The organism is Algoriphagus aurantiacus, from assembly GCF_035156405.1.
Lineage (GTDB): Bacteria > Bacteroidota > Bacteroidia > Cytophagales > Cyclobacteriaceae > Algoriphagus > Algoriphagus aurantiacus.
This window is the reverse complement of the sequence record NZ_JAXRUT010000043.1, coordinates 1-24581: the sequence shown is the minus strand read 5'-3', so window position 1 is coordinate 24581 and position 24581 is coordinate 1. Positions and strand designations below refer to the sequence as shown.

Sequence of the window (24581 nt, the reverse complement as noted above, 5' to 3'; positions counted from 1 at the left end):
GTGATCCGCTTGTATATGTTTGAATTTCAGATACTTAAATATACTCAAGTGTACTGGTTCTATCTATATTCACATCCCAATAATTCTACACTTTATTAATCGAACTCAGGTTGTTATCTCTTTCTGGCTTCTGACCAGTCCAGTTACATGACAGGACAGATACTCCATCCAAATGGAGGTGAAATAATAAATACCTAATTCGTGCAGCTTTAAAATCACTATTAATACTCACTTTAACCACTACTTCCATGAATGATAAACCAGAAAATACGGACAAAAGAATCCCAAAGGATAAGGACAATATCAAAGTGACTCCATTCGGAACCAAGAAAGAAAAAAGAGATGTCCCTGACCAGGAACCTAAAGAGGAGTTTATTGAGCCTAAACCCAACCAAAAGTCTGAAAAGATAAAAAGGGATTCAAAATGATCCTATTCCGCTCCTATCTGAGATAGAATCTATGGATTTATAATCGCTTGCTATCATTGACAAGAACACCACGAGTACATAAGATAACCGTACTATCCCGCATACCTAATTTTAGCCATGATCTCAGCATTATACTACTTTAAAGAAAATCTAAATGGGACTTTCTTTCCTCGAATTGAATAACAAAATACCATAAAAATTAACCCGTAAGTTCAGCAAGGCCTTGATTCAGGTTTAAAGCCTTCATTTTTTTTGGAGTATAAATTGTTTTGTAAATGAAAATATAATTTAGAAAACAGTTTTACGGTTATGAAATTCTTTTATTTGTGTTCGTCCCCCAGTTTAGATAAGCAATTCATAGTTCACGACAGAGATTGTCCTGATCTATCCCCAATAGATGATCGGAAATATTTAGGTCCTTTTAATTCAGCATCAGAAGCCAGAAGATCTATTTCACCATCAAACGGAAATATAAACGTCTGCCCTATGTGTGGTTGTGGTTACGAGGTATACACTATTAAGCATAGACATATAGAGAGTGATGGATTCTTTGTTTAATCCATTAAAAATTCGTTTTCAATTGGAAGAAGGAATTATCATTCTAAATTCCCTGAATAAATTTTTAAAGTAGCAAGACAGCATTTTAGACTACCACTTAATTTGTCTTTTTTTTGTTTCAAAAGCATGTGCAATTTTGACGCTGGTGTTTTCCGAATCCTATAATACTTTTGTCGCTTTACTGGTAGAAAAGCGGATATACATAAAACCTAATATTCAATCCAATAAAAGTCTTTTAGGGAATCAGGAATTCAGTTGACCCGTGGCATTGTTTTTGGATTTCTATGTAGTTCCAAACATCAAAGTTACCTCCCTATGAATTTCCTTTTCATATTTTTGATTTCAGTTTTTATCATTTTTATCCTAATAGCAGTGCTGTTGGTGAATTCCAAAAACAGCAATAATATCCAAAGAAGTGGAAATAAGCTAACAATATGGCATCCTTTAAAAAAGGAAGTGATAGATCTAGAATATGACCTTAAGAGCTGGAATGTGCAACAGGTTAATATGCTTTGGTGGGGTAGAATTAATTCCGTAAACCTGGAATTGCAATCCGGTAAATGGAAAAAAGTATATTCCAGATCCCTCTCCGGAAAAATAGCACAGCTAATTACTTATTTGGAAAAAAAAGCTATCGAAAGAAAAACCGACCCGAGTAGATAGAATTCTGTTGGCACAATGCATAATTCCTTCCTCACTTCCATCCTGAACTTTCTCATCACAGAAGGTTGGTGTTGGCCAAACAGATCTACTCTTTAGTAAAAATAAATTCTCTCCTACATGGTCTTTCAAGATCTAAATGCATCTTTAATTCTTTGTCATTTTTAAAATACTTTTGGGAGGTTCTATAATACTCAATCGGAAAAACGAGTTTTTCTTCGTAGAAAATCCAGGGGTCCATCGTAAATAAACCCTTATCTGTGGCCCTCACCTGTATTTTTTGACTTCCTTTTATGGGATTAATTACTATTTCTTTCTTTTCAATCAATTCATTTTGACATAAGGCCAGTGAAAAATCATCACAGAAGCGTAGGAATTTATAGCTCTGTTGAATTGCTTCAGAAGTAATGGAGAGATGATCCATGTACTTAGTTCTCATATTCTGTTGCTCAGCTAAAAAAGCCTGTACTTCGGATTCAGCTGAATCCCTGTAAAGATTCTGGCAATGAAGTGAAACCATTACCGCAATAAAAGAGGATTTATACCGGGCACTTTTCACTACGGATTTAGCTTGGTCTAAATCAACTTTTTTTCGCGACCGATAATCCAGTGGAGTTCCCTCTTCTGTCAGATTGTCTCGCTTATTCCATATCGGCTGATCATTATCATGCTCACCAATACTTTCGAGCCCCGCAGCCAAATACTTTCGCACCGGCCAAAAATAATGGTCAATGGCTAATCCTATATCCATAGCCAACAAGGCATGCGCCTTATGAAAATAAATTTCCCAACCTGTCTCAAATGGCCTGACAATCATGATTCTTGAATAATATTATACTAGTTGTTTTGAGGTCTTAAACTATTCCAACATACATAGCGTGTAGATCTTTTTACTATGTTATTCAAAGGAGTGATTAAGCTAGGACATGTTCCAATTCTTCCAAGCAATTTTTACAAGACATGACACATCTCTTACACTCGGCTGAATTATGTTTTTCGCATTCTGATGCACAACGTTTACATGCTTCTGCACATACCACCATCATCTTTCCACGATCCAATCTGGCCGATTCGCACGCATCAAGGCATTCTGCACAGGCTACAATACAGCTTTGAGCAATCTCCCCACATTTCTCCAATCCAGAAATATCTTTAATGGATGTTTTCAGAAGATTACAATCTTTGATGCACTGCTCAAGTGCCATAGAACAATCGCTTTTAAGTGGGGTCAAGCCGGTCATTTTAATGAAGGTTTTTCTCTGGAGTGTAAACCAAAAAATTAGCCACCTTGAAGAAACCTATGAAGTTCTATGATCTAAATGATCCTCAAAACTCTGTAAAGACAGATAAACCATTCTATCACCAAGATAAAATGCCTCTTTGGATCTATACAATGAAATTTGGCATTAGTAAGAAAATGACTGATTTACTTCTATTCCCTTTTCATCAACCTATAATGGAGATGTTTTTTCCCAACACGTAGAGAACATTCATCAATAAATTAAATGTATAGATTATGATGAAAAGGTTTAAAGTCTTTTAATTAGGATCAAGCATGACTAAAACTTCTTAGTCTTAGATTCCATCTGACCTTTGAAAATCAAATTATAAACACATGAAAAAGAAAGGGCATTTGCTTATCAGAAGTCAATGTAACATTTACCCGAAATAACAACCTTCTTGACATCCGATCACCTTTACAATAGTCCTTGTTCTTCCAAACGTGTTCGGGTTTCGGCATTATTGTCCCAGAATTTCTCCTCTACTCCGGCCCAGATTTTTTTGTAATCAGGGTTGTTTTTGATTTCATCTGCGATGGGATCCTTGTTTAAAAATAAAATGACCCAGTACTGAATATTATCCTCCTTGGCAAAGAGTCGAAAATGGGTTAGCGCTTTTTCAAACTCTCCTTCATGGACATAGTACATGGTCAAACCTAGGTTTTTGTAGGCTGTTTGGTCTGTCTCCAGATATTCTCGATAGCTGTCTATGTACCGTCGGCCTTCCTCCATTTTCCCCATTTTTTCATAGACCACCCCGATAAGCATGTTTTCATGAACATACACATTCAGGTTTTGCTCCTCCCTGATCCGGTTAAACCGCTTATAGTAGTAATAGGCCGAATCATAATCTCTCAGGTAATAACTGACTTTCCCCAAATCCTGCAATATGTCAAATCTGGAGGTGTCTTTGTCAAATTCTATTTTTAAAAGATCCCGGGTATGACTCAGATCCTGATCTTGTGCAAAGCTGACAAAGGCCTTGACATAGCGGGAATACATGTTGCCTGAAAAATAGGTCAAGGATTTGTCGAGGTAATAGCTGGATTCATCCACAAAACCAGTTTGAATCAGGGCATTCCCCAGCCTTAAATAATTATAGCTGGTAACAGCAGAATCACTTGACCCAGCATCCAGCTGCACGCCTTTGAGCGCATATTCTAGGTATTTTTCTGTGTTGGGAAGATGATTGGCATAAAAGTCAGCAAGCAGTCCGATGATCAAGGAGGAATTGGGCCTGTATTCCAATCCTTTTTCCAGAAAAGGCAAGGCTTGGCTATATTCCTTTTTCAGTAGGTAATACATGGCTTTGGCAATCAGGCTTTCACCCAATGATGGATCGTAAAGCATTGCTTTGTCTGCATAAACTCCCAACTGATCCAGATGAACCTTTTCGCCCCTGAACATATCATAATAGTAAAAAGCCATTCCAGCACAGGCATAGGCCAACGCAAAACGCTCATCTTCCTGGATTGCTTCTTCAAAGAAACGGACGGATTCCAGTAAGTTTTCATCCCCTCCTTTATTCAATAGATCTAACCCCTTCATAAAAGAGTCGTAGGCTTTCAGATTCTTCGTGGGCTCCTTTTCAATTCTGGATTTTTCTTCAGGAGTAATGACAGCCTGGATTTCCTGAGCTATGTCTTTGGATATTTCCTGCTGCAGGGCAAAAATATCACTGACCTCTCTCCGATATTGTTTACTCCAAAGATGGCGATCCTTCGCCCCATCAATAAGCTGGATATTCAACACTATTTTGTCTCCCACTTTCTGTCCGCTGCCTTCCACCAAATAATTGACATTCAGTTCATCGGCCATTTCCGGAATGGATTTGTTGCTCTCTCTGTATTTCTCGGCGGAAGTCCGGCTGAGCACTCTCAGGTCTTTTATTTTCTGGAGATTATTCAACGTGGCCTCCATCAGTCCGTTGATGAGGTAAACATTGGTCGAATCGGCACTGTCATTTTTGAATGGTAAAACAATGATGGATTTTTCCCGACTGAGTTTTTCGGCAAAGAAATCTTGGCTCATCCAAATACCACCCATTACGAATAGTAGGACAAGTCCCAGTGCTGCCGCTATCCATTTTCGGTTTCCTGGCTTAGAAGTTGGTTGGTCGGGATTTTCCTCCACAACAGGTTCGGGATGCTTGCCCACTTCCCCTGGAGGATAACCGTAATACTCCCGGAAGCATTTAATAAAATAAGACGGGCTGTTGAATCCTACTTGATGGGAGACTTCGGAAACATTCCATGAACTGCTGCGAAGGAGCTCCATCGCCCGCTCAAGACGAATCTGATTAATAAATTGGCTGACTGATAGATTGCTTACTTTTTTGACTTTTCTCAGCAGATTGGATCTGCTCATATGCATCTCCTCGGCCAACTCGGCCACACCAAATTCTTCCTCTGCGATATGCAAATTGATCTTTGCTATCAACTGATCTAAAAATTCTTTCTCCTGAGGAGATAATTCGGACATGTTATTCTTATAGTAAAGATGTTTTAAAAGTTTCTTACCAAGCCAGTTTAGGATTCTAGAAAACCCTATCTAGGCCTTGAATTTAGGCTATTTGCGTCATTTTTTATATCGCTGCGTCATAATTGATATGCATTTGACAAATACTTATGCTTTTGGAAGCAAGGCTGTTTAGTGTGACCATGGCTATGGATTTTACTTTGTGATATTCAAACAAACTAAAATCCATTATGAAATCGAGCATGACGAAAGCGTCACACAGAGGGATGATTATCAGATATGCGAGATTCCATGTGGCCAACAAAAATCAAATTATAAACACATGAAAAAACTTGAATTTCAATCCCAGATTTTCGCCATACTTATCATGGCAATGCTCTTATTAGCTTCCTGCAGTTCATCTTCCGCCCAAAAAGAAGGGGCGCCCGAAATAGACTTGCAAACAGCAGTAATTACCGATAACACGGAAGCAGTCAAACAGCATATAGCTGCCGGAAGTGATCTTAATGAAAGAGATCCCTTTGGTGGCTCAAGCCCTTTGATCACTGCGGCCATCTTCGGAAAAAAAGATATGGCAGTATTGCTTTTGGATGCAGGAGCAGACATCAATTTCCAAAATAATGACGGCTCAACGGCGCTCATTTCAGCAGCATTTTTTGGACGTCCAGAGATAGTCCAGCTATTGTTGGAAAGGAATGCGGACAAAACCATCAAAAATAAATATGGTACCACTGCCTATGATAATGTAGCGGTGCCATTTGCCGACGTAAAAGAAGTCTATGATATAATGAGCGGAATGCTGGAACCAATGGGCCTCAAACTGGACTATACCTACCTGGAGAAAATCAGACCGGAAATTGCAAAAATGTTGAGCTGATCACATGGAAAACTTAAATCACATTACTGGCAGACGATACGATATTGATTGGTTGAGGGTGATTGCAATCGGACTGCTCCTGATCTATCATGTTGCCATTGGATTTCAGTCTTGGGGTAGGATGATTGGTTTTATTACCTCAGATGAACCCTGGGCTGCCTTGTGGCGGCCCATGACTCTTCTCAATATCTGGAGAATTCCACTCCTGTTTTTTGTCTCAGGGATGGGGTTATATTTTGCTATGCAGTCCCGCAACTGGATCCAATTGCTTCAGGAGCGGACGAGAAGAATTCTGTTGCCTTTTGTATTTGGAATGTTCGCCATAGTTCCTCTTCACCTACTGGTTTGGCGTTTGTATTATGGCATGGATCTGAAGTATTCCTGGACTCCAGGTCACCTATGGTTTTTGGGAAACATCTTTTGTTATGTGGTTCTTTTGTCTCCGGTTTTTTACCTAATGAAAAAAAATGAATCTGGCAGGCTAGTATCTGGAATCAAAAAGGCTCTCAGCAAGCCTTGGGGACTTTTGCTGGTGTTGGCTGCTTTTGTAGCAGAGGCAGTTTTGATCAACCCCTTACCTTTCGAACTCTATGCGATGACCTGGCATGGATTTATGTTGGGGCTGTTGGCGTTCTTTTTCGGTTTTTGCTTTGTCCTCAGTGGAGAACCTTTCTGGAAAATGACCCAAACTTATCGATGGATATTCCTGATAGCCGGATTGCTGTTGTTTGTAGTTAGAATGAGCCAGTTTGCCAGCTCACCTCCTGCCTATTTATTAGCCATAGAATCCTTTTCATGGATTTTAGCCGTTTTTGCATTTGGCAGTCTCTATCTCAAAGGACCCAGCAAAACTCTTTCCCATCTGAGTCAGGCTGCCTACCCTGTGTATATTCTTCACATGATATTCTTGTATTTAGGATCACTTTTGGTCTTTCCGATGGCGGTCCCCGTTCAGTTGCAGTTCATATTAGTTTTGCTATTCACGTTTGCGGGTAGTTTTGGCACATATGAATTGATACGAAAAACACCTTTCCTCAGACCTCTGTTTGGACTGAAATAATAAATCATGAGCTACTATTTTAACAATTAAACCCGGATTTTACATTAGGTTTCGTTATAGCCTGTCCCGATTTTTATCGGGAAGACCATGCACTGATATTTTTCCAACAGGCTACACAGGTATTGATTCGGGCGAAGTGAAAAGCGGCGAAACCGTGCTCATATTTGGGGCTGGTCCGGTAGGTATCATGGCTGCCAAAAGTGCATGGCTACGAGGGGCGGCACGTGTTATAATTGTGGACATGGTCCAATACCGTTTGGACAAAGCGATCAAGACAGCCAATGCAGAAGGTATTTTATGGGAAGATGATGTTGATGGTAAAAATGTAGTGGAATATGTGCGCTCCATTACAAACAACCCAGGTGCAGATGTTTGTATTGAAGCTGTTGGTTTTGAACCTGAAAGAGGTTTGATAGATCGAGCTAAAGCAGTGTTTAATTTAGAAAAAGGATCTCCAAAAGTGTTGGAGGCTTGTCTGAGTGCTGTTAGGAGAAATGGTATTATCTCTGTATTGGGCGTTTATATTGGTACTTATGAAAATTTCCCAGTTGGACAATTTTTCGATAAAGGAATAACTCTAAAAGGCGGTCAGGCACCGGTGCATAAGCATATTGATCAGTTATTGAAATATGTTGTTGAAGGAAAAGTTACATTAGATGACATCATTACACATCGTTTACCACTTTCTGAAGTTGAACATGCCTATCATAATTTTAGGCACAAAGAAGAAGACTGTGTTAAAGTTATCTTAAAACCATAACTAGAAATCCAGAGAAAAATCTTTCCAAAGAGATAGTTGTTGCCTAGTTTTTCTGGTCTTGAAAAAACTGTTCTGCGATCCTCAGCACCCTAAAGACCAACCGGTTTTTCATCTTCAGTCCACGGCTTCTTTCTGCTATGTCCCGAAGCGTCTTAAGTACTTGTAATGTATGCTCGCCTTTATTGATCATGATGCATTCGGCCATAGCGGCACGACCGGCATCCGTGATTTCTGCACGTGAAGCAATACCGGATTTATGGAGGTTTTCCAATACCTGGGTTGCCCAGATTACCGGTGTATGTGCTGCTTCACATAGCCAGGAAATCTCCTCCTGAATTTCCACCAGTCGTTCGAATCCAATCTCAACTGCCAAATCTCCCCTTGCGATCATCACACCAAAACATGGACTATTCATCCCTTCCAGAAGCAATTGAGGTAGATTATCTACCGCTTCTTTAGTTTCTATTTTAAGAATGATTGGAGGAATATCACTGGAAAATCCGCCTAGCTCTTCCCTCAGTTTCTCCAGGTCTGAAGCTTTACGTACAAAGGAAAATCCAATGGTATCTGCATGACTCATTACAAATGGAAGGCATGCTATATCATATTCGGTTAATGATGAAATGGATAGATTGGAATCGGGAAAGTTGATTCCCTTTTCTCCTTTGATCTTGGATTTTTTAGATGAGTCCCGCTCAATTTTTAGACGCACCCCCTGCTTTCCTATCTCCACCACTTTAGCCAGGATCAATCCGTCATCTATGTAAACCCTTTCTCCAAGATTCAATGTCTGAATTACGCCAGGCTCTCCCGGACTGATTACCACATCACTTTCTGAAAACATTTCCGGTGATTCAGCCAACCATATCGTAAGGCCCTGTTTTATTTTTACTTTTCCCGACTTTCTCCCTTTTTGCAAGAGCACTACCCGTAGTTTGGGACCTGCCAGATCTAGATGAATCTTACATTCAATTCCCTCCTTTTTACTTTCCTCTCGAATCTTACGGATCATCTTCCCCCACACTTTCTGATCATCATGGGCGCAATTGATCCTTGCCACTCCCATACCGTTTCTAAGAAGATCCCGGATAGTATTTTTCTTTTGCAGAAAAGATGAATCCATCGTTACCATTATAGATGATGGCCAGTCCTTATGTGTTTTTCCAAACAACAATTCACTCTTCATCCTAATACGCTCTGCACCGTATTCTGCGGTACTTAAGTCTTTTTCTTGAAACTCTCTTCCTAAACGCTCCAAGGTCGACTGAATCTGAAAATGTGTATGACTCTCACAGCTCGCCAAAGAAGATAGCCCCATCAAGTGGAGGTCTTGCTGAAGGTCTTGGATATCTGTCTTTCTCAAAATAAGATATTTCAACAGGTTGTGAGCCGAAATAGTCTGGCTCGGGTGAATCTGCGCCAAAATCCCTGCAAAATTCTGGGGCACCTGATCCATTTCTGATTCTAGCGTTATGAGCTGTCGACTTACTTCTTCCAATTTGACTTCCATTCTGGATTCTGATTAAACCTAAAACTGAATATTTTTTTCGGTAAATGTTATTTCGGACACCTAACAAAATTTTAGCCTAAACTTCCCTTAAAAATTATTAATCTGGCAGTCCTGTAAGTTGTACTCCCTATGGATTCCCGCTATTATTCTGCAATTGGACTCCTAAATTAAAAGTACTAGAGTTTTCTGAATTAAATCTTCAGATTATCCCTCAAAGTGTTTCCACAATAGATGCCTTTAATACGCTAAGTGAGACATATCTTCTCAACCCGTTGAATTCTCTCAACACAATAAAATGAATTAAATGCTTTAAAATAACTTCACCTTGCTCCTCAATAAACAGCTCCGAAATCATTGTTGGCATTTCCGGTTCTTCAGTAATGACATTGAAATCAAAAAGGTATGATTTTGGAGTATCCGTTTCACTTATTATTAACTTATTCTGGTTCACTTGACTTTCTTTGATGGTAATTTTAGCCAATTTGATTTAATCCTAAAAATGGCCTAGCTAGGAGTCCATCAAAATAACCACTTTTGAAAAAGAAGGATATGAATAGAAATCATCCTGACTTAAATTCTTATTGGTAAAGAAGTATGGACCATAAACCCAATCGAATTTGGGACTTTAGTTTTTTGTCACTTAGGTAAACTGTATAGCTGCACTCTGACTAAAAACTTCCTAAAACTATCTGTATCAAAAAAGTTACGCTGCCAATGGCTCGGATAGGCCTTAAAGCCTTCCAATAGTTGACAGCAGTCAATCTTGTAAACGAGCAATGGACAAATTTATGTTTTCACTAGTGGTAATAGGAGTAGCTACTTTTGCTATGCCCTGGATATCGCTTTTATCAAAAAGAGTGGGGATATCCTATGCTATTTTTTACTTGATCGGGGGATATCTACTATATACTTTTTTCTCGGAAAATTTGCCAAGCCCCCTTCCCAGAGACAATAGTACAGCTATTCTCCATCTCACTGAACTGATTGTGATTATTTCATTAATGGGAGCGGGAATTAAAATCGATCTCCCTTTCTCCATCCGGAAGTGGACATCCACCTTGAGGTTGGTCTTCATTGCCATGCTATTATGCATGGTTGCCGCTGTGGCACTCGGATATTATATGCTGGATTTAAATTTGGCTGCTGCGATTCTGCTAGGCGCATGTTTGGCTCCGACGGATCCTGTGTTAGCATCAGATGTGCAGGTGGGACCGCCAAATGACCACGACAACCCCTTCTCTAAATTCATCCTAACCTCAGAAGCAGGGATTAACGATGGAATGGCATTTCCATTTACCTGGCTTGCAATCACTGTTGCAAGTATGGGCATAGGTGGGGAGAAATCAATCTTATCCTGGTTTACCTACCATTTTCTCTATCAGATCATTGGGGGAATTGTGCTGGGATACATCTTGGGCAAAGCAATAGGCTACTTTTTATTCAACTTCTCGAAGAAATTTAAAATGCTGGATAATCTAGATGCTTTTTTGGCTATTTCTTTGACTTTACTGGCATATGGTCTTACTGAATTACTGCACGGATATGGTTTCATTGCAGTTTTCGTGTGTGCTATTACCCTAAGACATTATGAAAAGGAGCATGAGTATCACACTTCTATGCACTCCTTTATAGAACAGATAGAGAAAATGTTTGTTGCCGTACTTTTGTTGTTGCTAGGTGGGGCTATTGTGCAGGGGATTCTGGACTTTCTAACCTGGAAAATGGTGCTCTTCTCTTTGGTGTTTATACTGATCATCCGTCCTTTATTTGCCTATCTAAGTTTGCTTGGAACCAATCTTCATCGCAGGGAAAAATTTCTAATCAGTTTTTTTGGAATTCGCGGGATGGGCTCACTGTTTTATCTTTCTTTTGCTCTAAATGAAATAGCTTTTGAATCTGAAGATGAACTATGGTCAATTGTCACATTCTCCATAGCCATGTCAATACTGATTCATGGTATTACAGCCGCGCCTGCAATAAGATATTTGAATAAGAAAGCCAATACTGGCAAGTAAGAATAAAAAATATCCCTCCGTCACCTAGTAGTTCTAATTTTGCATACCATCTAGATATATCCTTGATAATCAATTGATTTGTCTCTCGTTTTTTTTTAAATTGGGGTAAGTTGAATCCCTAACAACTGACTATGGAAACTCTGACCCAACACAGCTTCATTTTCATTGGTGAGCATGAACTTAACCTTCACTTAAAAAATCCCGATCCGGTTTTTAAAATAAATTTGTATAAGGAAAAGCTTGAAGAAAAGCCAATGGAGACATGGTACATCAAATTCTTGGAGGGCTCTGAATTGGAATCCCATCGAATTGACAAAGTTATCAGGACTATTATAAGAGATCACGCCAACTACGCTTTAGCCTTTCAATTTGAGTGTTTAAATAGAAAGGATAAAGATGGAAATATTACCAATTAAGCCTTGTCTATCCTGAATCCATAAGATGAATTGGGGGTGCGCGGAGTCCAGAAAAATTCTGCAAGCTTTGGACAAAGTTTGGTATAATAAAACCAAAGCCGCTCAATACTAAAAATTACCGCAAAACACTGAATATCAAACTATAGTAGTTGAATACTCCATGTTGAATTAGTATTTCTCGCAATAAAATATCATTGCAGTCATGTGCTACTAAATACAAGTCATTAAAAGGTCGGAATATTTTCCGCCCTGAACTTTCTAGGTTCTTCTTGTGGTATTTCTTCTTCCCTTTTCGGTGGAAAATCCTGCTCGCGGTCAGGTTGATATGGATCATCGATTTCCCTCTTGGGATATTCCAACGGATTCTCCTCCTCACCCGGCAGATATTCCTCTTCTTCGGGAAGATTAGGATCTGGAAGGATCTCAGGTTCATTTGGTTTGGGACTTATTTCCTCGAAAGGAAACCCCTGCCCTACTGGATTAGCACTTTTTCTCCATGAACTGAACTTCCATGAATACAATTTTACTTCATCAGATTCCATTTTCTTTACTTTTGCTAATTGATAACACATAAAATATATTTCATCAATCAATTGGAATTTCAGCTCTGGATATTGACCCCTATTGTATATAGAACTGCCATTATCCAGAGTGAAATTTTGGATTTACATACAACTAAATAGTAACCTCACGGGAATTCCTTTTTAGAAAAAGCATACCCATGAGACTTATCCTATCAACTGTCTTTATCAGACCCTTCTACTTTAACTATCTTGTTATAGATTCCTAATAGCAAAAATGGGGAAGCCCATTGACCGACAAACAAAGCTGTTTTATTTTGTTTGAAAATTTTTAGCCCAAGAGATATTCCCATTACGGAGATCGCAGACCAAAGAAATACATCAGATGGAATTTTTGCTGTTTGGGATTCAATAGTTTTGGCAACGTTGCCTTCTCTTCTTTCTGTGTCCATAGTATGGTTAGTTTAGTGATTTATAATATACTTTGAAAACCAAAATCCATACCTCAATACTGAATCCATAAGAAAAGGAATAAATGCTTCTCTATGGCACCCAATGAATGAAAATAAGTTATTACAAATTTTTCTAATTGAATTATGCCATCCGTATATGTGTCACTATTTACACAGATTGATACATTCTAACCCTGAGACACGAACGGTGGTGAAGGATATCAATTAATCCTGCGCGCTCTGTGAAAAACCTCCGTGTCCACTTTGGTTAAAAACCATAAAAAAACCGGAGAGAATATCCCCCCCGGCTTTAACTTATTAATCTGTTTCTCTTAATTCATCAACACTTTCTCAAAGGCTCCGTCATTGACGGTCAATTGGGAAATTGTCACCAAGACAGTTCCTGCTGTCACGGCATAGCCTGCATAGGCTAGCAGTATGGCTGGTACCGTCCCAGGTGCAGTCAGCACGGCTGTGCCAATAGCGGCGATGATCAATCCTGCCTTCTTCAGCTTCTGAAAGAAAGGCGGTGTGGGCGCGAGGGCCCGGTCTTTTACTTCTGTTAGTATGTTCATGGTTTGTTATTAGTTATTAGTTGTTTGTTGCTTGTTGTCCGGTGTCGGATGTCGGATGTCCGGTGTCGGGAGACAGTGGGACTACGTCACTGCGAGGACGAAGGACGAAGCAGTCCAGTTGTGAGAAGTACTTAGTCAGGATTGCCACGTCGGCTTTCAGCCTCCTCGCATCCGATAGCTATCGGATGACGTGTTATGTTCAAGCGCTTATCCTTCCCTTCGGGAGGCAGGCCTCCTGGGCGGACTGCGGGTACGCTGCATTACTGTCTTGATCAGTGCCTGCTCGGCTTCCAGACGGATAAAGAGCTCTTTCAGCTTGGCCAACTCGGTGCTCAGCTGACGGGTATCCTCGATCAGTAGCTTCAGGAAGTAGGCGATCACCGAAAGCAGCATCACCGTCACCGCTCCCGCAGCACTCAGAAGTAGCTCTGCTCCAGACATGATTCCAAGAGATAAGGAACTCCTTCCGACACCACCTGCAGCTCTACTATTTCCCCACGATCCCATTCCCGCTCCAGCCTTTCCATCAGCTTGAGGTGCGCGAGTCTGGTGAACAATGGAGTGCCATCGGCCCGGTAGCTGGTAACGGGGTAAACTGTATTGGATGCCAGGCTACACCCTATGGGAAGTCTGGCCACTTTTCCTTTATCAGCTATCCCGATCTCCCAGCCTTTTTCCTCTGAGTGGATGGCTTCCAGTTCGTACACGCCTTCCTCCATACAGGTGGAGTCCGTACCAAAGCAGACCCTGGGAGGCTCCCGGGTAAAGCAAAGCTGCTTTTGACCCAGAAATAACCTCCCAAGGGTTACTGTTGCTTTGTACTTGCGGTGAAGTACCAGTCTCATCTTATACCTGTTCCAGGCCGACGATCTTAGCGGCATTGTGCGCTCCATTATTGATGGAGTACTCACTGCCGTTCACCATCTGGATGAATTCCACACTCAGCACAAAGGCTCTATGTGTACCCGGCAGCAAGGCCTTGTCTACCGAAAGACTAATCGCCGCAGCCGGATCAATCACCGGAAGCAAACCCGATACGCCAGTCTGTACAGCTCTTCCTCCACTCGCGAAATCCAGTCCCACTCCCGTTGCAGTGATGCGCAAATGCGTAGCACCTTTGGGCAAGGCCACAAAGTCCTGCGGTACAAAGGCCGGGATGGCTACATCCCAAGAGGTTGGGGAATCTGTATACCCGATCTCCAGAAATAGCGTGCTGCCCAGTGAACTTGCAGCATTCAGTTCCAGGTCCTTCAGCAGATTCCAGTCTCCAGCTCTTACCATANGAATCTGTATACCCGATCTCCAGAAATAGCGTGCTGCCCAGTGAACTTGCAGCATTCAGTTCCAGGTCCTTCAGCAGATTCCAGTCTCCAGCTCTTACCATACGCTCACCACGGTTGTTCACCAGATCCGACTGAAGTATCTTCATCATCACCTGGGTAATTCTCAGGTTCAGTCTTCTGTCTCCGATCTTGGCGATTACCGGGCGCAACGCATCCCGGAAGAGCTTGGCCGAGCTGGCATTGTCGGCGAATTCCTTCAGGTTCTCCCGGGTTCGTGCAAAGCGCGCATCGTTCATAATGCGGCTCTTGCTCACGCCTCCTTTTTCACGGGCCAGATACCCGTCCTTGGTCTTGTAGAAAGAGAGTCTTCCTACCTTACCGTTCAGTGTAATTACTCCTGCTTGTTTTGCCATATATATATGGGGTTTAGGTTAAACATGCAGGAAAATTCAATTATATCACACTGGCTATCAATTGAATGTGCAGTCTGATCTGAATATGCAGATCATTCGTATAATTAAGTTTTTAAGCAGCATATTCCGAATAGTAATGATTGGTGTAAAAGGAGTACTATCGCTCTCTGCTGCGATATCCAACGCGCCCTAATAACAAGCCTGGCTGATATAGTAATTAAAGGCAACCTAAGCTGTTCGTGTGGACACGAACAGCGGCGAAAGTGATGATACGAAAGGAGGCGAAAGACTTGCACAAGATTGGTAGCACTATGTATTTGCGGAGATGATAGCAACTCCCCCTTGAGCAAATATTATTGGTAGACAAGGGTTGTTAGTTGTTTGGTGTTGGTTTTAAGAATTCAAAATGATTTATAAATTCTAATTGGAAAGGTGGGTCAACTCCCCCTTATAGCAGGAATAGAACAAAATATTGCAGCCATTAGCAAAGGGGGTTAGGGGGATTTTGAGTAGAATGTACTATAATCATCCCAGTGTGTGACTTTTTAGTCATGCTCGATTTCAAATCAGTAAAAAAAATCAGCAAAGCCTAAAGATTCCAGACCGAATTGATTTTTGAGATTTCTCGCAGCCTAAATATTGGTGGATCTCGGATTCCCCAAAAAACACAACTTTAATCACTGACCGATGTAAGGGCGAATAATCATTCGCCCCAACACACTACTCACACTCTCCCCAAGCACACAGAATCCGAGAATTCTTTTCTCCGGCCGACCTCTGCGAAAAAAGAGAGGTAAATATAGAATTTCCTCGTCGTTCGTGTCGTCACGAACGGCTAAAGCTAATTCTCAAACAGCAGTAAAAATTATGTGACCACTGCTCCATTTCTAAGGGTTAAAACTATGTGTTTATTGTGTTTTTTATATAGCTAATAACCCAAAATATTCGAGTTTTCGCAAAGGCTAGTAGCCCAAAGACCTGCCTAGGGCAAGCTGCTCTGGGTAATGGTAGATACATTAAAGCAATTCTTTTGATCCATCATGCAATACTCGGTAAACATGATCTCCAGAGATCAGTAATCCCTCCGACTCATGAAAAGGCCAATATTTTTGATAGTCTTTTGGATGTTTTACATCTATTCCAATTACTTTTCCTTCGAATAGGCTGGTTATCTCTGATTGTAAAGTATGTCCTACAATAACCCTTCTGGCACCAAAGTGATCCAGTGTTTGGTTGATCTGGTCTTGCTTCAGGTCTTCTTTGAAATACCCCCTGTACCATGCCACTCCTGTGGTGTTTGATAGGATTAATTGCTCCGCTGATTCCCCAGGCTCCGAAAGGTAGAAGTGGTCATAGTGATTTCTTATGATTTCATTGATCTTCTCAAGGGAAAAGTCAGATTTCGTCAGATCGGGATGTAGTCCACCATGCACGAATAGATTGCCATTAATCTTCTCGACCGTATTTTTACTTGCCATCCACCGGCCTATGAATGAATTGGAATCATACAAATTGTCTACATGCTTTCCCAATACAGCTGCTGCTGCATAGTATCTGTCCGCGGTGGCTTGATGATGACCCTGCATATTTTTGAGCTCATGGTTGCCAAGTATAAAATGGACTGTACCTCCATGCTTTGCAGCATCCTGCTCTAGTTTATAGATAAACCAAAGTACCTGGGTTACTGACCAGCCACGATCAACAAAATCTCCAAGCAGTACCAAATGCCCTTTTCCAAAGGTCCAGCTGAGCTCCTTATCGATTACATTACTGTGAATAAGGAAATCACGAAATGTCCTATACCCGCCTTCAATATCAGAAATGGCCAGAATAGGTGAATCGTCATCATAGACCGTGGCAGGAATTTCGAACCCGGCGGAGATAGTAAATTCAAAGCTTGAAGAATCTAGGGGAAAGAAACAAGTCGCCTTAATGGCCGTTTTAATCGAGTGCTTCTGCTGATCCAGATAAAACCCGTCCTCCTTATTGCCCATTATATAGTTTATATCCAGAGTACTATCATTTTTAAAGAAAACATGTGGGCCTTCAAGATTCAAAGGAAGTCCGGTGGGGTCATCAGTATAATGTACCGCTGCTCCTATATTTAAACCGACAATTACTGCGACGACAAGCAAAGCAAGAACTGTCACTGCCAGGTGTTTGAAATACCTAAGTATCCTTATCATTTGATTGTATTTTTGATAGCCAGCGAAAGTATTTGGGAGGAATGTCAGGTTCAACTTATTGTGACCAAATACCATAAAAGAGGGACAGAAATCATATGGGTGATAGAACTTGGGGAAAGAACTTCATAAGAGATCTTTCCTCCATTCAGTGGTCGAATCCGATAGCTCAGATGGCGTGTCATCACTCTTGCCAGCAAAACCAACCCTTAAGCTAAGCCGTTCGTGATGACACGAACAGCGGCGCAGTATAAGTCTGGAGTCTTATGCTAGATGGTATAAGATGGTCTGTGTGACACAGACTACGGTGACCGATGTAAGGGCGAATAATCATTCGCCCTTACTTCATGATTGAATCTGGCCTGAAAGGTCAGTATATCCCAGCGATGGGTAGCGCCCATCGCAAAATGGCGAGGAATTGGTTCTAGACCTGAAAGGGATAGATATATTTCCAATGAAACAAAAGGGTGGATCCAGAATGAAAATACCAGCTCCTTAGATAGCAATTAGGTGAGTACAAGCCTGGCTGATATAGTAATAAAGGTAATCTAAGCCGTTCGTGATGACACAAACAGCGGCGCAATAAAAGTCTGGGGACTTATGCTAGATGATATAAGATGGTCTGGGTGACACAGACCACGGTGACCGATGTAAGGGCGAATAATCATTCGCCCCAACCCTACTCACACCCTCCCCAGACAAACAGAATCAGAAAACTCTTTTCCCCGGTTGACCTCTGCAAAAAAAGAGAGGTAGATATAGAATCTTCCCTGCAGATCAGACGACCAGGGAAAGTGGATCTGCTGGAGACCAGACTTCCGGTAGTTGTCTTGGTGGCATCCTTTCTACCGCCTCGAGGAGGATCATAGGCAAAGGTGGTGAGTTAAACGAAAGCTAAAATGGTTAATCAGTCAATAACAGTAAGGTTGGATGTCTGCTTGTGGACTTCTCCGTCAGCACCTTGATACCAAAGAACCAAAGTGTAGTTGGCGGGAGGAAGTGAAACCCGACCTGATTTTGCATTCCAAATACCCTCTGAAGAATTGATAAGGGGATGAGTCTCATCTGCATATAGAAGCAATTGTCCCCAGCGATCATAGATGCTTAGCTGTAATGACTCCACATAGGAATTCATAAATACTGCAAACCCCTTATTGGGATCTGAGCTACTTATGCCAGTGGTAAACCTTACCGCTGCAGCGCAATTGGCTGTGAGCATAAATGTATATTCAGTGTAACAGTTTGGTGAATAGTACTTGAGTAAGCGGTAACTTCCCGGAAGGTAAGGCATGAAAGTATTCTGCTGTCCAACTATCTGACCTTCAACCATCCATTCTGCCTTTACTGCATCTCCAGCATTCAACACCAAAGGATTCGAATCCCCATATTCACATAAGTCATACCTAGAATCAAAAACCAAAAGTGAATCTTCTTGCTGAAGCACCTCTAACTCCGTCTGATTGGGAGCACAGACTCCTGTTCGTACTGATACCGTGTACAGACCTTGCTCAAAAATATCCAGTTGGCGCAATCCTTCCGCTTCATAAAGTTCTCTAATCCCTTCGGTTGTAGTCACATACCAACTGATTTCAAAATCTTTATCATCTGGGAGACCTTCCAGAATCAATGTATTAGCCTCGCCTTCACACCATTCCTTGTCAGTCAGGACAAGTTTAGGTATATAAGGTAAAGTAAGACCTGCCACCTCAATTGGCTCAGAAATTTCGGTACACCCAAGATTAGAGGGTTCTCCTATCCTAACATAGTAGATACCATCTTCAACCACTTCCAGTTTGGATCCTGCCGACAACTCTTGGTCGGTTGTAAAATCATACCACCTATACTCATCCTCATCATTGGTCGATTCCGCTGTGGAGGCTACTAAGGTTATTTTTCCGTCGCACACATCGCCTTCCTTTGTCACTTCCGGGACCAGCTGTCCTCCAAGCATTGTGACATTAATCTGATGGGTGATTGCACAATAACCCTCGAGCTTGTTTTGAAGGTAATATATTCCAGCCTTGCCTATTTCAAATTCCTTTCCGGTCTCAACCAGGTCTCCATTTTGAGTATAAAGTTCATATTCATAGTTATGCACAGATTCCGGACGTACAGTAATCACCTCTCCACACTTGACTTCATAATTGGATTTCACTTCAAAATCCGCTATTACAAGCGGGGAAACAATAAAGTCTTCCTCAAGAGGATAAAAACAACCATTGTATTCGAGCATAACATGGTATACTCCGGGATCAACCCCTTGGGATACTACCGAGACTATGCCATCATCTTCTGTATCCGTGGTCTGATAATTGCTTCCTTTATCGTCAAAAAAATATACAACTAAGGACTGATAATCAGTCATATCAAAATCCTGAAAACCAGTATAAGGAAATCCTTTAAATAGTGTCCAGCCATCCCGATAAATATTCCTGCACGAAGTATCTACCACACCAGTTCTTAATTTAATTCTTTCATCATAAGACCTGTTTAATACTTTTACAGCTTTTAAATATTCTGACGCTCCTTGTTGTATTACTTTCACTGAGTACACCCCGGGAACTAAGTCCGTAAAAGTGACATGGTCAGAAGCAGTAGTTTTCGAAAGAATTAATTCGCCGTGCAAATCGTACAATTCCACCTCTCGGGAATGCTGATCGGGAAAGCCTACAGATATTTCCCCCTGACCACTGTCACATTCAGCTGCTTTGGCATCAATAGTAACCTGTAGTAGATCCTGGGCAAAGCCCATTAAAGACAAGCCTAGAACCATACATAGACTTAGAAATAGGCAGGGATAATGCATGGAGTTATGGCTTTTAAAAACAGGAAATTACCCGCAAATACAACTAATTCCACTGATTTATCCAAAAGCAAATTTGTTAGTTTATTTTAATCAGTTGATATGACCTAATCTGTCTTTTAAAGGCAACAACCTGTTCTGTGACGAAAGAAACGGGATAGTCTGTCCCCGAACTGGATTGAGGATACACGGGCGAATAATCATTCGCCCCCACAGACTACTCACACCCTCCCCAGACAAACAGAATCAGAAAACTCTTTTCCCCGGTTGACCTCTGCAAAAAAAGAGAGGTAAATATAGAATCTTCCCTGAAGCTCCCCAGACCAGGGAAACTGGATCTGCTGGCTTCCTGTCTTTCTGTAATTGCCTTTTATAATAGCCCACTTCCTGCCGCTGTCCGGATCGTAGGCTACCACAAACAATCGGTCAGCTTCTTTCGCATGCCCCATAAAGGCATTGGGAACCCACGCTATCTCCAGAAGATTTCCACCTATCCATTGAGCCGCCGGAATTTCCACACCCAATAAATCCCCTTCGGAAATTTTGACTTTTTCAGGATATAGAACCGGATTGCCTCCCTCATTAAGAATAGCTGTTTTTAATATTACAGATAGTGCACGGTTGAATCCCTGACTTAGCGCCAGGCTACTCTTGGCAAAACCAATTTCGAGTTCAGCCCGCAAAGGTGTCAGGAACTGCTGCCCGATCTTAAAAGCAGCTCGCTGGTAAAGCTGCTTGGCACTTGGAGGGGTACTGCTCTTAGAGGGAAGGCTTTTGATCACAGTTTTTCCATTACGCTCATAGAATACCATATTCCCGAGCTTTCCTGAGATTTTCCCCAAAATATTGTTTTCAATAATTGCCATAAGCTTGACTAGTTTAAATCCTGCCTGAGCCGGACGTGAATTGATCGATTTTATATGACTTGGTTTTCCTTATCCTCAGTTCTTATTTCAATAAAGCAGGCTCGCCTTTTCTTTTGGTATCAACTGATGCAAAGTCGTAGCAATTCCGAGGAAAAGTCGAAGAAGAGTCGAAGAAAAGCATGGTTTGGCAGTCGTTGGTTTTTCGATTGATGAAAGTAAAAGGGGAATTATATAGGGATGTATGTGAAAAAGTCAGGTACTAGCACTGGAACCAAGTACTCCTTCAATATATATAGCTTTCTACCTGACCTAGCGGTATCCCTGAGAATTCGGCAAACTCATGCAGCGTGACAAACTGGTGCGGCTTTTTCCGGTAACATATCCTGATTTTACCCAGTAGCGAATGACCGTATCGCTCACTTCTTCCAGTGATAATCTGTACATCCTTGGGGTATATGACACAGCGTTTTTTGATCATAGCAAACCTCCATTTTAGTTCTTTTGTAAACATCCGTTGATAGAAGCTCCGTATCGCAACGTGTCCTGCTGAGACCAATAGTGGCAGCCTCCCACCAGCAGTTTTAGCTCCTCTATATAAGTTTTTGTACCATCCTGTACCTCAGCATCTTGGAAGTCGCCAGTATCCATCAACACAACCACCTCCGAAACCAACCTCTTTAACTGGTTATCCGCATACGCTGTTAATAGCCCTGAAGAACAGCCGGTATAATGCTGAAGCAACAGCAATTCATTATGAAAATCGCCTGCATCCCTTTCCTTATCCATTGAAATCACATCATTGCTGAGACATATTATCCGGGCTACCTTGTAATCCAAGAGGCGGACGGCACAAGAATCACTTTTCCACGTATCTTTTAGGAGGTGCAGGGCAATATATACTCCCGAACTATCCATTCTTCGCTCCTTGTACTCTGGAAAAGATGGAAGAACTCCGGATTGTTTATTCAGCACTTCCCATTTTTGTGCATCTATGTATCGATACCAATAGTTTTGAAAAGTAAATCCCCAAGCAGTATCTCCGAATGTGGATACATGACATACTATATCATTCAATACCCTTGGCAGTGGAGATAGTTTATGATCTGATACCTTTTCATTTTGAGTAGGGAGCAACTTTTCCAAAAGCTCAAGAGATTGATTTGACGGAAGGGTATCCATTAGATCATCCAGGATAAAAAGACAGCAAAACAACTTCATCACTTTTTCTAACTTGAAGGCAGACATACGGGGAAATAAGTATCCCGCAAACCAGTTGATTTTTTGATCCGCCCATACACTCAGCTGTATAGGGTCAAGAACTCCTTCAATTATAGCCCACTGGCAGGTATCCCTATCCAGTGAAAGGGTATGAATATTCAAAGCAGAAGGAAAGCTGTAGGTCATCATTTTTGCTTGGATTTATATTCCTTCAATACAGACCTTACAGTGCGGTCTGTACAATTGAAATAAGAAGCAAGTTCTGACTGTGTGAGCAGTTTCTCTATTCCTGGCAATGCGTTGACAAATTCCGGATAGCCTCTGGAAATCCCAAGGTTTTTGATCCGGGAGCGCTCCCCCTGCCTACTAAGCATGCGATGGTTAATGGCTAGTCCCAGCTTTACAAATTTGGGATGATTTTCAATCACCTGGGATTCTGCTTTTTTGCTGAGTTCTATAAATATGATGTCAGATAGACACTTCAGATAAAAATCGGTCCTTGATGCATTCAGGTAAGATTCGGAATCAAAAGCCACATCCGAAGTCATAAAAATCTCAGTCAGTATATCCCGTTCCTCTCCTTCTTGGAAAAGGCCTACAAATCCACTGCATAGGTATCTGCTGCAGCTCTCCACACTGCTCGTCTTTTTAAGTATCTCGTTCTTCTTTGCTTTTCGAAGATCTACATACAGGTCCAATTTCTTGTAGCTAGCATCTAGTCCATCTACCAGTTGGTCGTAATCAGCCTTCATTTGCTCCATATATATGTCCATAACCCTGCATTAAAAGTTTAAACCAAAAGAAAATATGAAGTTTGAATGGTGTAGAAACTTCAAAAAATCGAGTAAACAATCGATAACTGTGAGTTAAGTTTATGTTAAGAAAATCACAATTGCAAGAGGTAATTTTTAGTAATCATAAAATACTTTCAATAAAGTCGGAAAAATTTCCTGATTTAGCATAATTATATCATGCAAGCGGAAATAGCTCCTGCCATTTTTTGATTTATGTCAATTAATTTTCAATGAGAATTAAATTCTAGGGCTCACCTACCTCAACCCGTCCCTCTTCCCGAATCACTTCGTTCCCGGGAGAGGGAGTTAGGCAGTACTAAAAATGATATGATTATGAACAGAATCTTAAGTACCTCACCCCAGCCCTCTCCTCGAGGAGAGGGAGTTAGTCACTGCTAACTAAGATGATATGATTATGAACAAGGTTATAAGTACCATTCTAATTCTGCTCTGGACCTTTACGGGTCTGGATAAACTGATCAGATGGAAGGCAAGCAGGAATGCTTTTCATAACCAGACCTTTCCAGGTGAATTGGCAGAAGTGCTGGCTTATGCGGTACCTATTGTAGAGTTGCTGCTTGCCCTGCTCCTGCTCTTCTCGGTGACGAGGTGGTGGGGATATCTGGGAAGCATATTACTGCTTACTGTATTTATCACTTACGTGGGACTGATCTGGGTAGGAGCATTTCCGAGGGTGCCGTGCAACTGTGCGGGGATATTGGAGAGTCTGGGTTGGGCGGAGCATTTTTGGATGAATTTGGGGTTTATTGGGGTGGCGGTGTGGGGGTTACGATTGGGAGATTGGAAGATTAGAGATTAAGAGATTGGAGATTAAGAGATTGGAGATTGGATGATCACAGAGATGCACGGAGAGAAGAGAGGTTAAGGGTTAAAAGATTAAGGGTTAATTGGTTAGTAGTTGTTGGTTTTAAGAATTTAAAATGTAGGAATTGAAAATTTAAAATGATTTACCCCCGGGACCTAAAGGTGAGATTGAGGTTAGGTAGAAAATGTTGTTGGTTGTTGGTGTTGGTTCCGCCACGGCGGACAAGTGTTGGTTTTAAGAATTTAAAATGATTTATAGATTCTAATTGGAACGGCGGATCAACTCCCCCTTATAGCAGCAATAGAATAAAATATTACAGCCATTAGCAAAGGGGGCTAGGGGGATTTTGAGTAGAATGTATTATGCCAGTTGAAAGTGTTTGGTTGTTGATGATCACAGAGATGCACGGAGAAAAGAGAGGTTAAGGGTTAATGGGTTAATAGTTGTTGGTTGAAAGAATTTAAAATGTAGGAATTGAAAATTTAAAATGATTTACCCCCGGGACCTAAAGGTGAGATTGAGGTTAGGTAGAAAATGTTGTTGGTTGTTGGTGTTGGTTCCGCCACGGCGGACAAGTGTTGGTTTTAAGAATTTAAAATGATTTA

The 24581-nt window shown here is 41.2% G+C and carries 24 protein-coding genes; 8 read left to right on the top strand and 16 right to left on the bottom strand.

Annotated features, from left to right (window positions below; all coding sequences use genetic code 11):
* Positions 1-248 precede the first annotated feature (248 nt).
* Positions 249-428, top strand: coding sequence for a hypothetical protein (locus tag SYJ56_RS24625; protein WP_323838844.1), 180 nt, complete (start codon positions 249-251; stop codon positions 426-428).
* An 873-nt stretch (positions 429-1301) separates the two neighbouring features.
* Complete coding sequence (locus SYJ56_RS24620; protein WP_323838842.1) at positions 1302-1649, top strand: hypothetical protein; 348 nt, start codon at positions 1302-1304, stop codon at positions 1647-1649.
* An 85-nt stretch (positions 1650-1734) separates the two neighbouring features.
* On the opposite strand, the gene SYJ56_RS24615 is transcribed toward SYJ56_RS24620, so the two are convergent.
* The 3 genes from SYJ56_RS24615 to SYJ56_RS24610 all read right to left on the bottom strand — a co-directional run bounded on the left by SYJ56_RS24615 (position 1735) and on the right by SYJ56_RS24610 (position 5407).
* A complete protein-coding gene (locus SYJ56_RS24615) occupies positions 1735-2463 on the bottom strand; it encodes a DUF3891 family protein (RefSeq protein WP_323838840.1) in 729 nt (242 codons plus the stop codon).
* Between the two features lie 97 nt (positions 2464-2560).
* A complete protein-coding gene (locus SYJ56_RS26095) occupies positions 2561-2851 on the bottom strand; it encodes a four-helix bundle copper-binding protein (protein WP_465038403.1) in 291 nt (96 codons plus the stop codon).
* A 492-nt stretch (positions 2852-3343) separates the two neighbouring features.
* Positions 3344-5407 carry a helix-turn-helix domain-containing protein gene (locus SYJ56_RS24610; RefSeq protein WP_323838838.1) on the bottom strand — a complete coding sequence of 688 codons (2064 nt, stop codon included), beginning with the start codon at positions 5405-5407 and terminating at the stop codon, positions 3344-3346.
* 319 nt (positions 5408-5726) lie between these two features.
* Here SYJ56_RS24610 and SYJ56_RS24605 point away from each other — a divergent pair, with 319 nt between their 5' ends.
* From SYJ56_RS24605 to SYJ56_RS24595, 3 genes are all read left to right on the top strand, one after another.
* Positions 5727-6281, top strand: coding sequence for an ankyrin repeat domain-containing protein (locus SYJ56_RS24605; RefSeq protein ID WP_323838836.1), 555 nt, complete (start codon positions 5727-5729; stop codon positions 6279-6281).
* A 4-nt stretch (positions 6282-6285) separates the two neighbouring features.
* The gene (locus SYJ56_RS24600) at positions 6286-7341 is read left to right on the top strand and encodes an acyltransferase family protein (protein ID WP_323838834.1); all 1056 of its coding nucleotides are present in this window, start codon (positions 6286-6288) and stop codon (positions 7339-7341) included.
* A 136-nt stretch (positions 7342-7477) separates the two neighbouring features.
* Positions 7478-8101 (top strand): zinc-binding dehydrogenase, encoded by a 624-nt coding sequence (locus tag SYJ56_RS24595; protein WP_323838832.1) that lies wholly within the window; start codon positions 7478-7480, stop codon positions 8099-8101.
* 43 nt (positions 8102-8144) lie between these two features.
* On the opposite strand, the gene SYJ56_RS24590 is transcribed toward SYJ56_RS24595, so the two are convergent.
* A complete protein-coding gene (locus SYJ56_RS24590) occupies positions 8145-9611 on the bottom strand; it encodes a pyruvate kinase (protein WP_323838829.1) in 1467 nt (488 codons plus the stop codon).
* Positions 9612-9822: 211 nt separating this feature from the next.
* Entirely contained in the window at positions 9823-10092 is a 270-nt protein-coding gene (locus tag SYJ56_RS24585) for a hypothetical protein (protein WP_323838827.1), read from the bottom strand.
* Positions 10093-10399: 307 nt separating this feature from the next.
* Between SYJ56_RS24585 and SYJ56_RS24580 the strand changes: the two genes are divergently transcribed.
* Together SYJ56_RS24580 and SYJ56_RS24575 are read left to right on the top strand one after the other, a co-directional pair.
* Positions 10400-11626, top strand: coding sequence for a cation:proton antiporter (locus SYJ56_RS24580; protein WP_323838825.1), 1227 nt, complete (start codon positions 10400-10402; stop codon positions 11624-11626).
* 131 nt (positions 11627-11757) lie between these two features.
* Positions 11758-12042 (top strand): hypothetical protein, encoded by a 285-nt coding sequence (locus SYJ56_RS24575; protein ID WP_323838823.1) that lies wholly within the window; start codon positions 11758-11760, stop codon positions 12040-12042.
* Positions 12043-12266: 224 nt separating this feature from the next.
* On the opposite strand, the gene SYJ56_RS24570 is transcribed toward SYJ56_RS24575, so the two are convergent.
* The 11 genes from SYJ56_RS24570 to SYJ56_RS24520 all read right to left on the bottom strand — a co-directional run bounded on the left by SYJ56_RS24570 (position 12267) and on the right by SYJ56_RS24520 (position 23129).
* Positions 12267-12614 carry a hypothetical protein gene (locus SYJ56_RS24570; RefSeq protein ID WP_323838821.1) on the bottom strand — a complete coding sequence of 116 codons (348 nt, stop codon included), beginning with the start codon at positions 12612-12614 and terminating at the stop codon, positions 12267-12269.
* 164 nt (positions 12615-12778) lie between these two features.
* Complete coding sequence (locus SYJ56_RS24565) at positions 12779-13015, bottom strand: hypothetical protein (RefSeq protein ID WP_323838819.1); 237 nt, start codon at positions 13013-13015, stop codon at positions 12779-12781.
* A gap of 332 nt (positions 13016-13347) precedes the next feature.
* Positions 13348-13590 (bottom strand): hypothetical protein, encoded by a 243-nt coding sequence (locus SYJ56_RS24560; RefSeq protein ID WP_323838817.1) that lies wholly within the window; start codon positions 13588-13590, stop codon positions 13348-13350.
* Positions 13591-13797: 207 nt separating this feature from the next.
* Positions 13798-14031: a hypothetical protein gene (locus SYJ56_RS24555; RefSeq protein WP_323838815.1), complete on the bottom strand. Its 234-nt coding sequence runs from the start codon at positions 14029-14031 to the stop codon at positions 13798-13800.
* The gene (locus SYJ56_RS24550) at positions 14007-14435 is read right to left on the bottom strand and encodes a DUF5675 family protein (protein ID WP_323838813.1); all 429 of its coding nucleotides are present in this window, start codon (positions 14433-14435) and stop codon (positions 14007-14009) included. The genes SYJ56_RS24555 and SYJ56_RS24550 overlap by 25 nt, the downstream gene beginning before the upstream one ends.
* 1867 nt (positions 14436-16302) lie before the next feature.
* Complete coding sequence (locus SYJ56_RS24545) at positions 16303-17472, bottom strand: metallophosphoesterase (protein WP_323838812.1); 1170 nt, start codon at positions 17470-17472, stop codon at positions 16303-16305.
* A gap of 904 nt (positions 17473-18376) precedes the next feature.
* Positions 18377-20275, bottom strand: coding sequence for a hypothetical protein (locus tag SYJ56_RS24540; RefSeq protein ID WP_323838811.1), 1899 nt, complete (start codon positions 20273-20275; stop codon positions 18377-18379).
* Positions 20276-20493: 218 nt separating this feature from the next.
* Positions 20494-21138, bottom strand: a complete 645-nt coding sequence (locus SYJ56_RS24535) for a DUF6266 family protein (protein ID WP_323838809.1) — start codon at positions 21136-21138, stop codon at positions 20494-20496.
* A gap of 283 nt (positions 21139-21421) precedes the next feature.
* Positions 21422-21616 carry a hypothetical protein gene (locus SYJ56_RS24530; protein WP_323838807.1) on the bottom strand — a complete coding sequence of 65 codons (195 nt, stop codon included), beginning with the start codon at positions 21614-21616 and terminating at the stop codon, positions 21422-21424.
* Positions 21617-21630: 14 nt separating this feature from the next.
* Positions 21631-22545: a terpene synthase family protein gene (locus SYJ56_RS24525; RefSeq protein ID WP_323838805.1), complete on the bottom strand. Its 915-nt coding sequence runs from the start codon at positions 22543-22545 to the stop codon at positions 21631-21633.
* Positions 22542-23129: a cyclic nucleotide-binding domain-containing protein gene (locus tag SYJ56_RS24520; protein WP_323838804.1), complete on the bottom strand. Its 588-nt coding sequence runs from the start codon at positions 23127-23129 to the stop codon at positions 22542-22544. The genes SYJ56_RS24525 and SYJ56_RS24520 overlap by 4 nt, the downstream gene beginning before the upstream one ends.
* A gap of 436 nt (positions 23130-23565) precedes the next feature.
* Here SYJ56_RS24520 and SYJ56_RS24515 point away from each other — a divergent pair, with 436 nt between their 5' ends.
* The gene (locus SYJ56_RS24515; RefSeq protein ID WP_323838803.1) at positions 23566-23970 is read left to right on the top strand and encodes a MauE/DoxX family redox-associated membrane protein; all 405 of its coding nucleotides are present in this window, start codon (positions 23566-23568) and stop codon (positions 23968-23970) included.
* Positions 23971-24581: the final 611 nt, after the last annotated feature.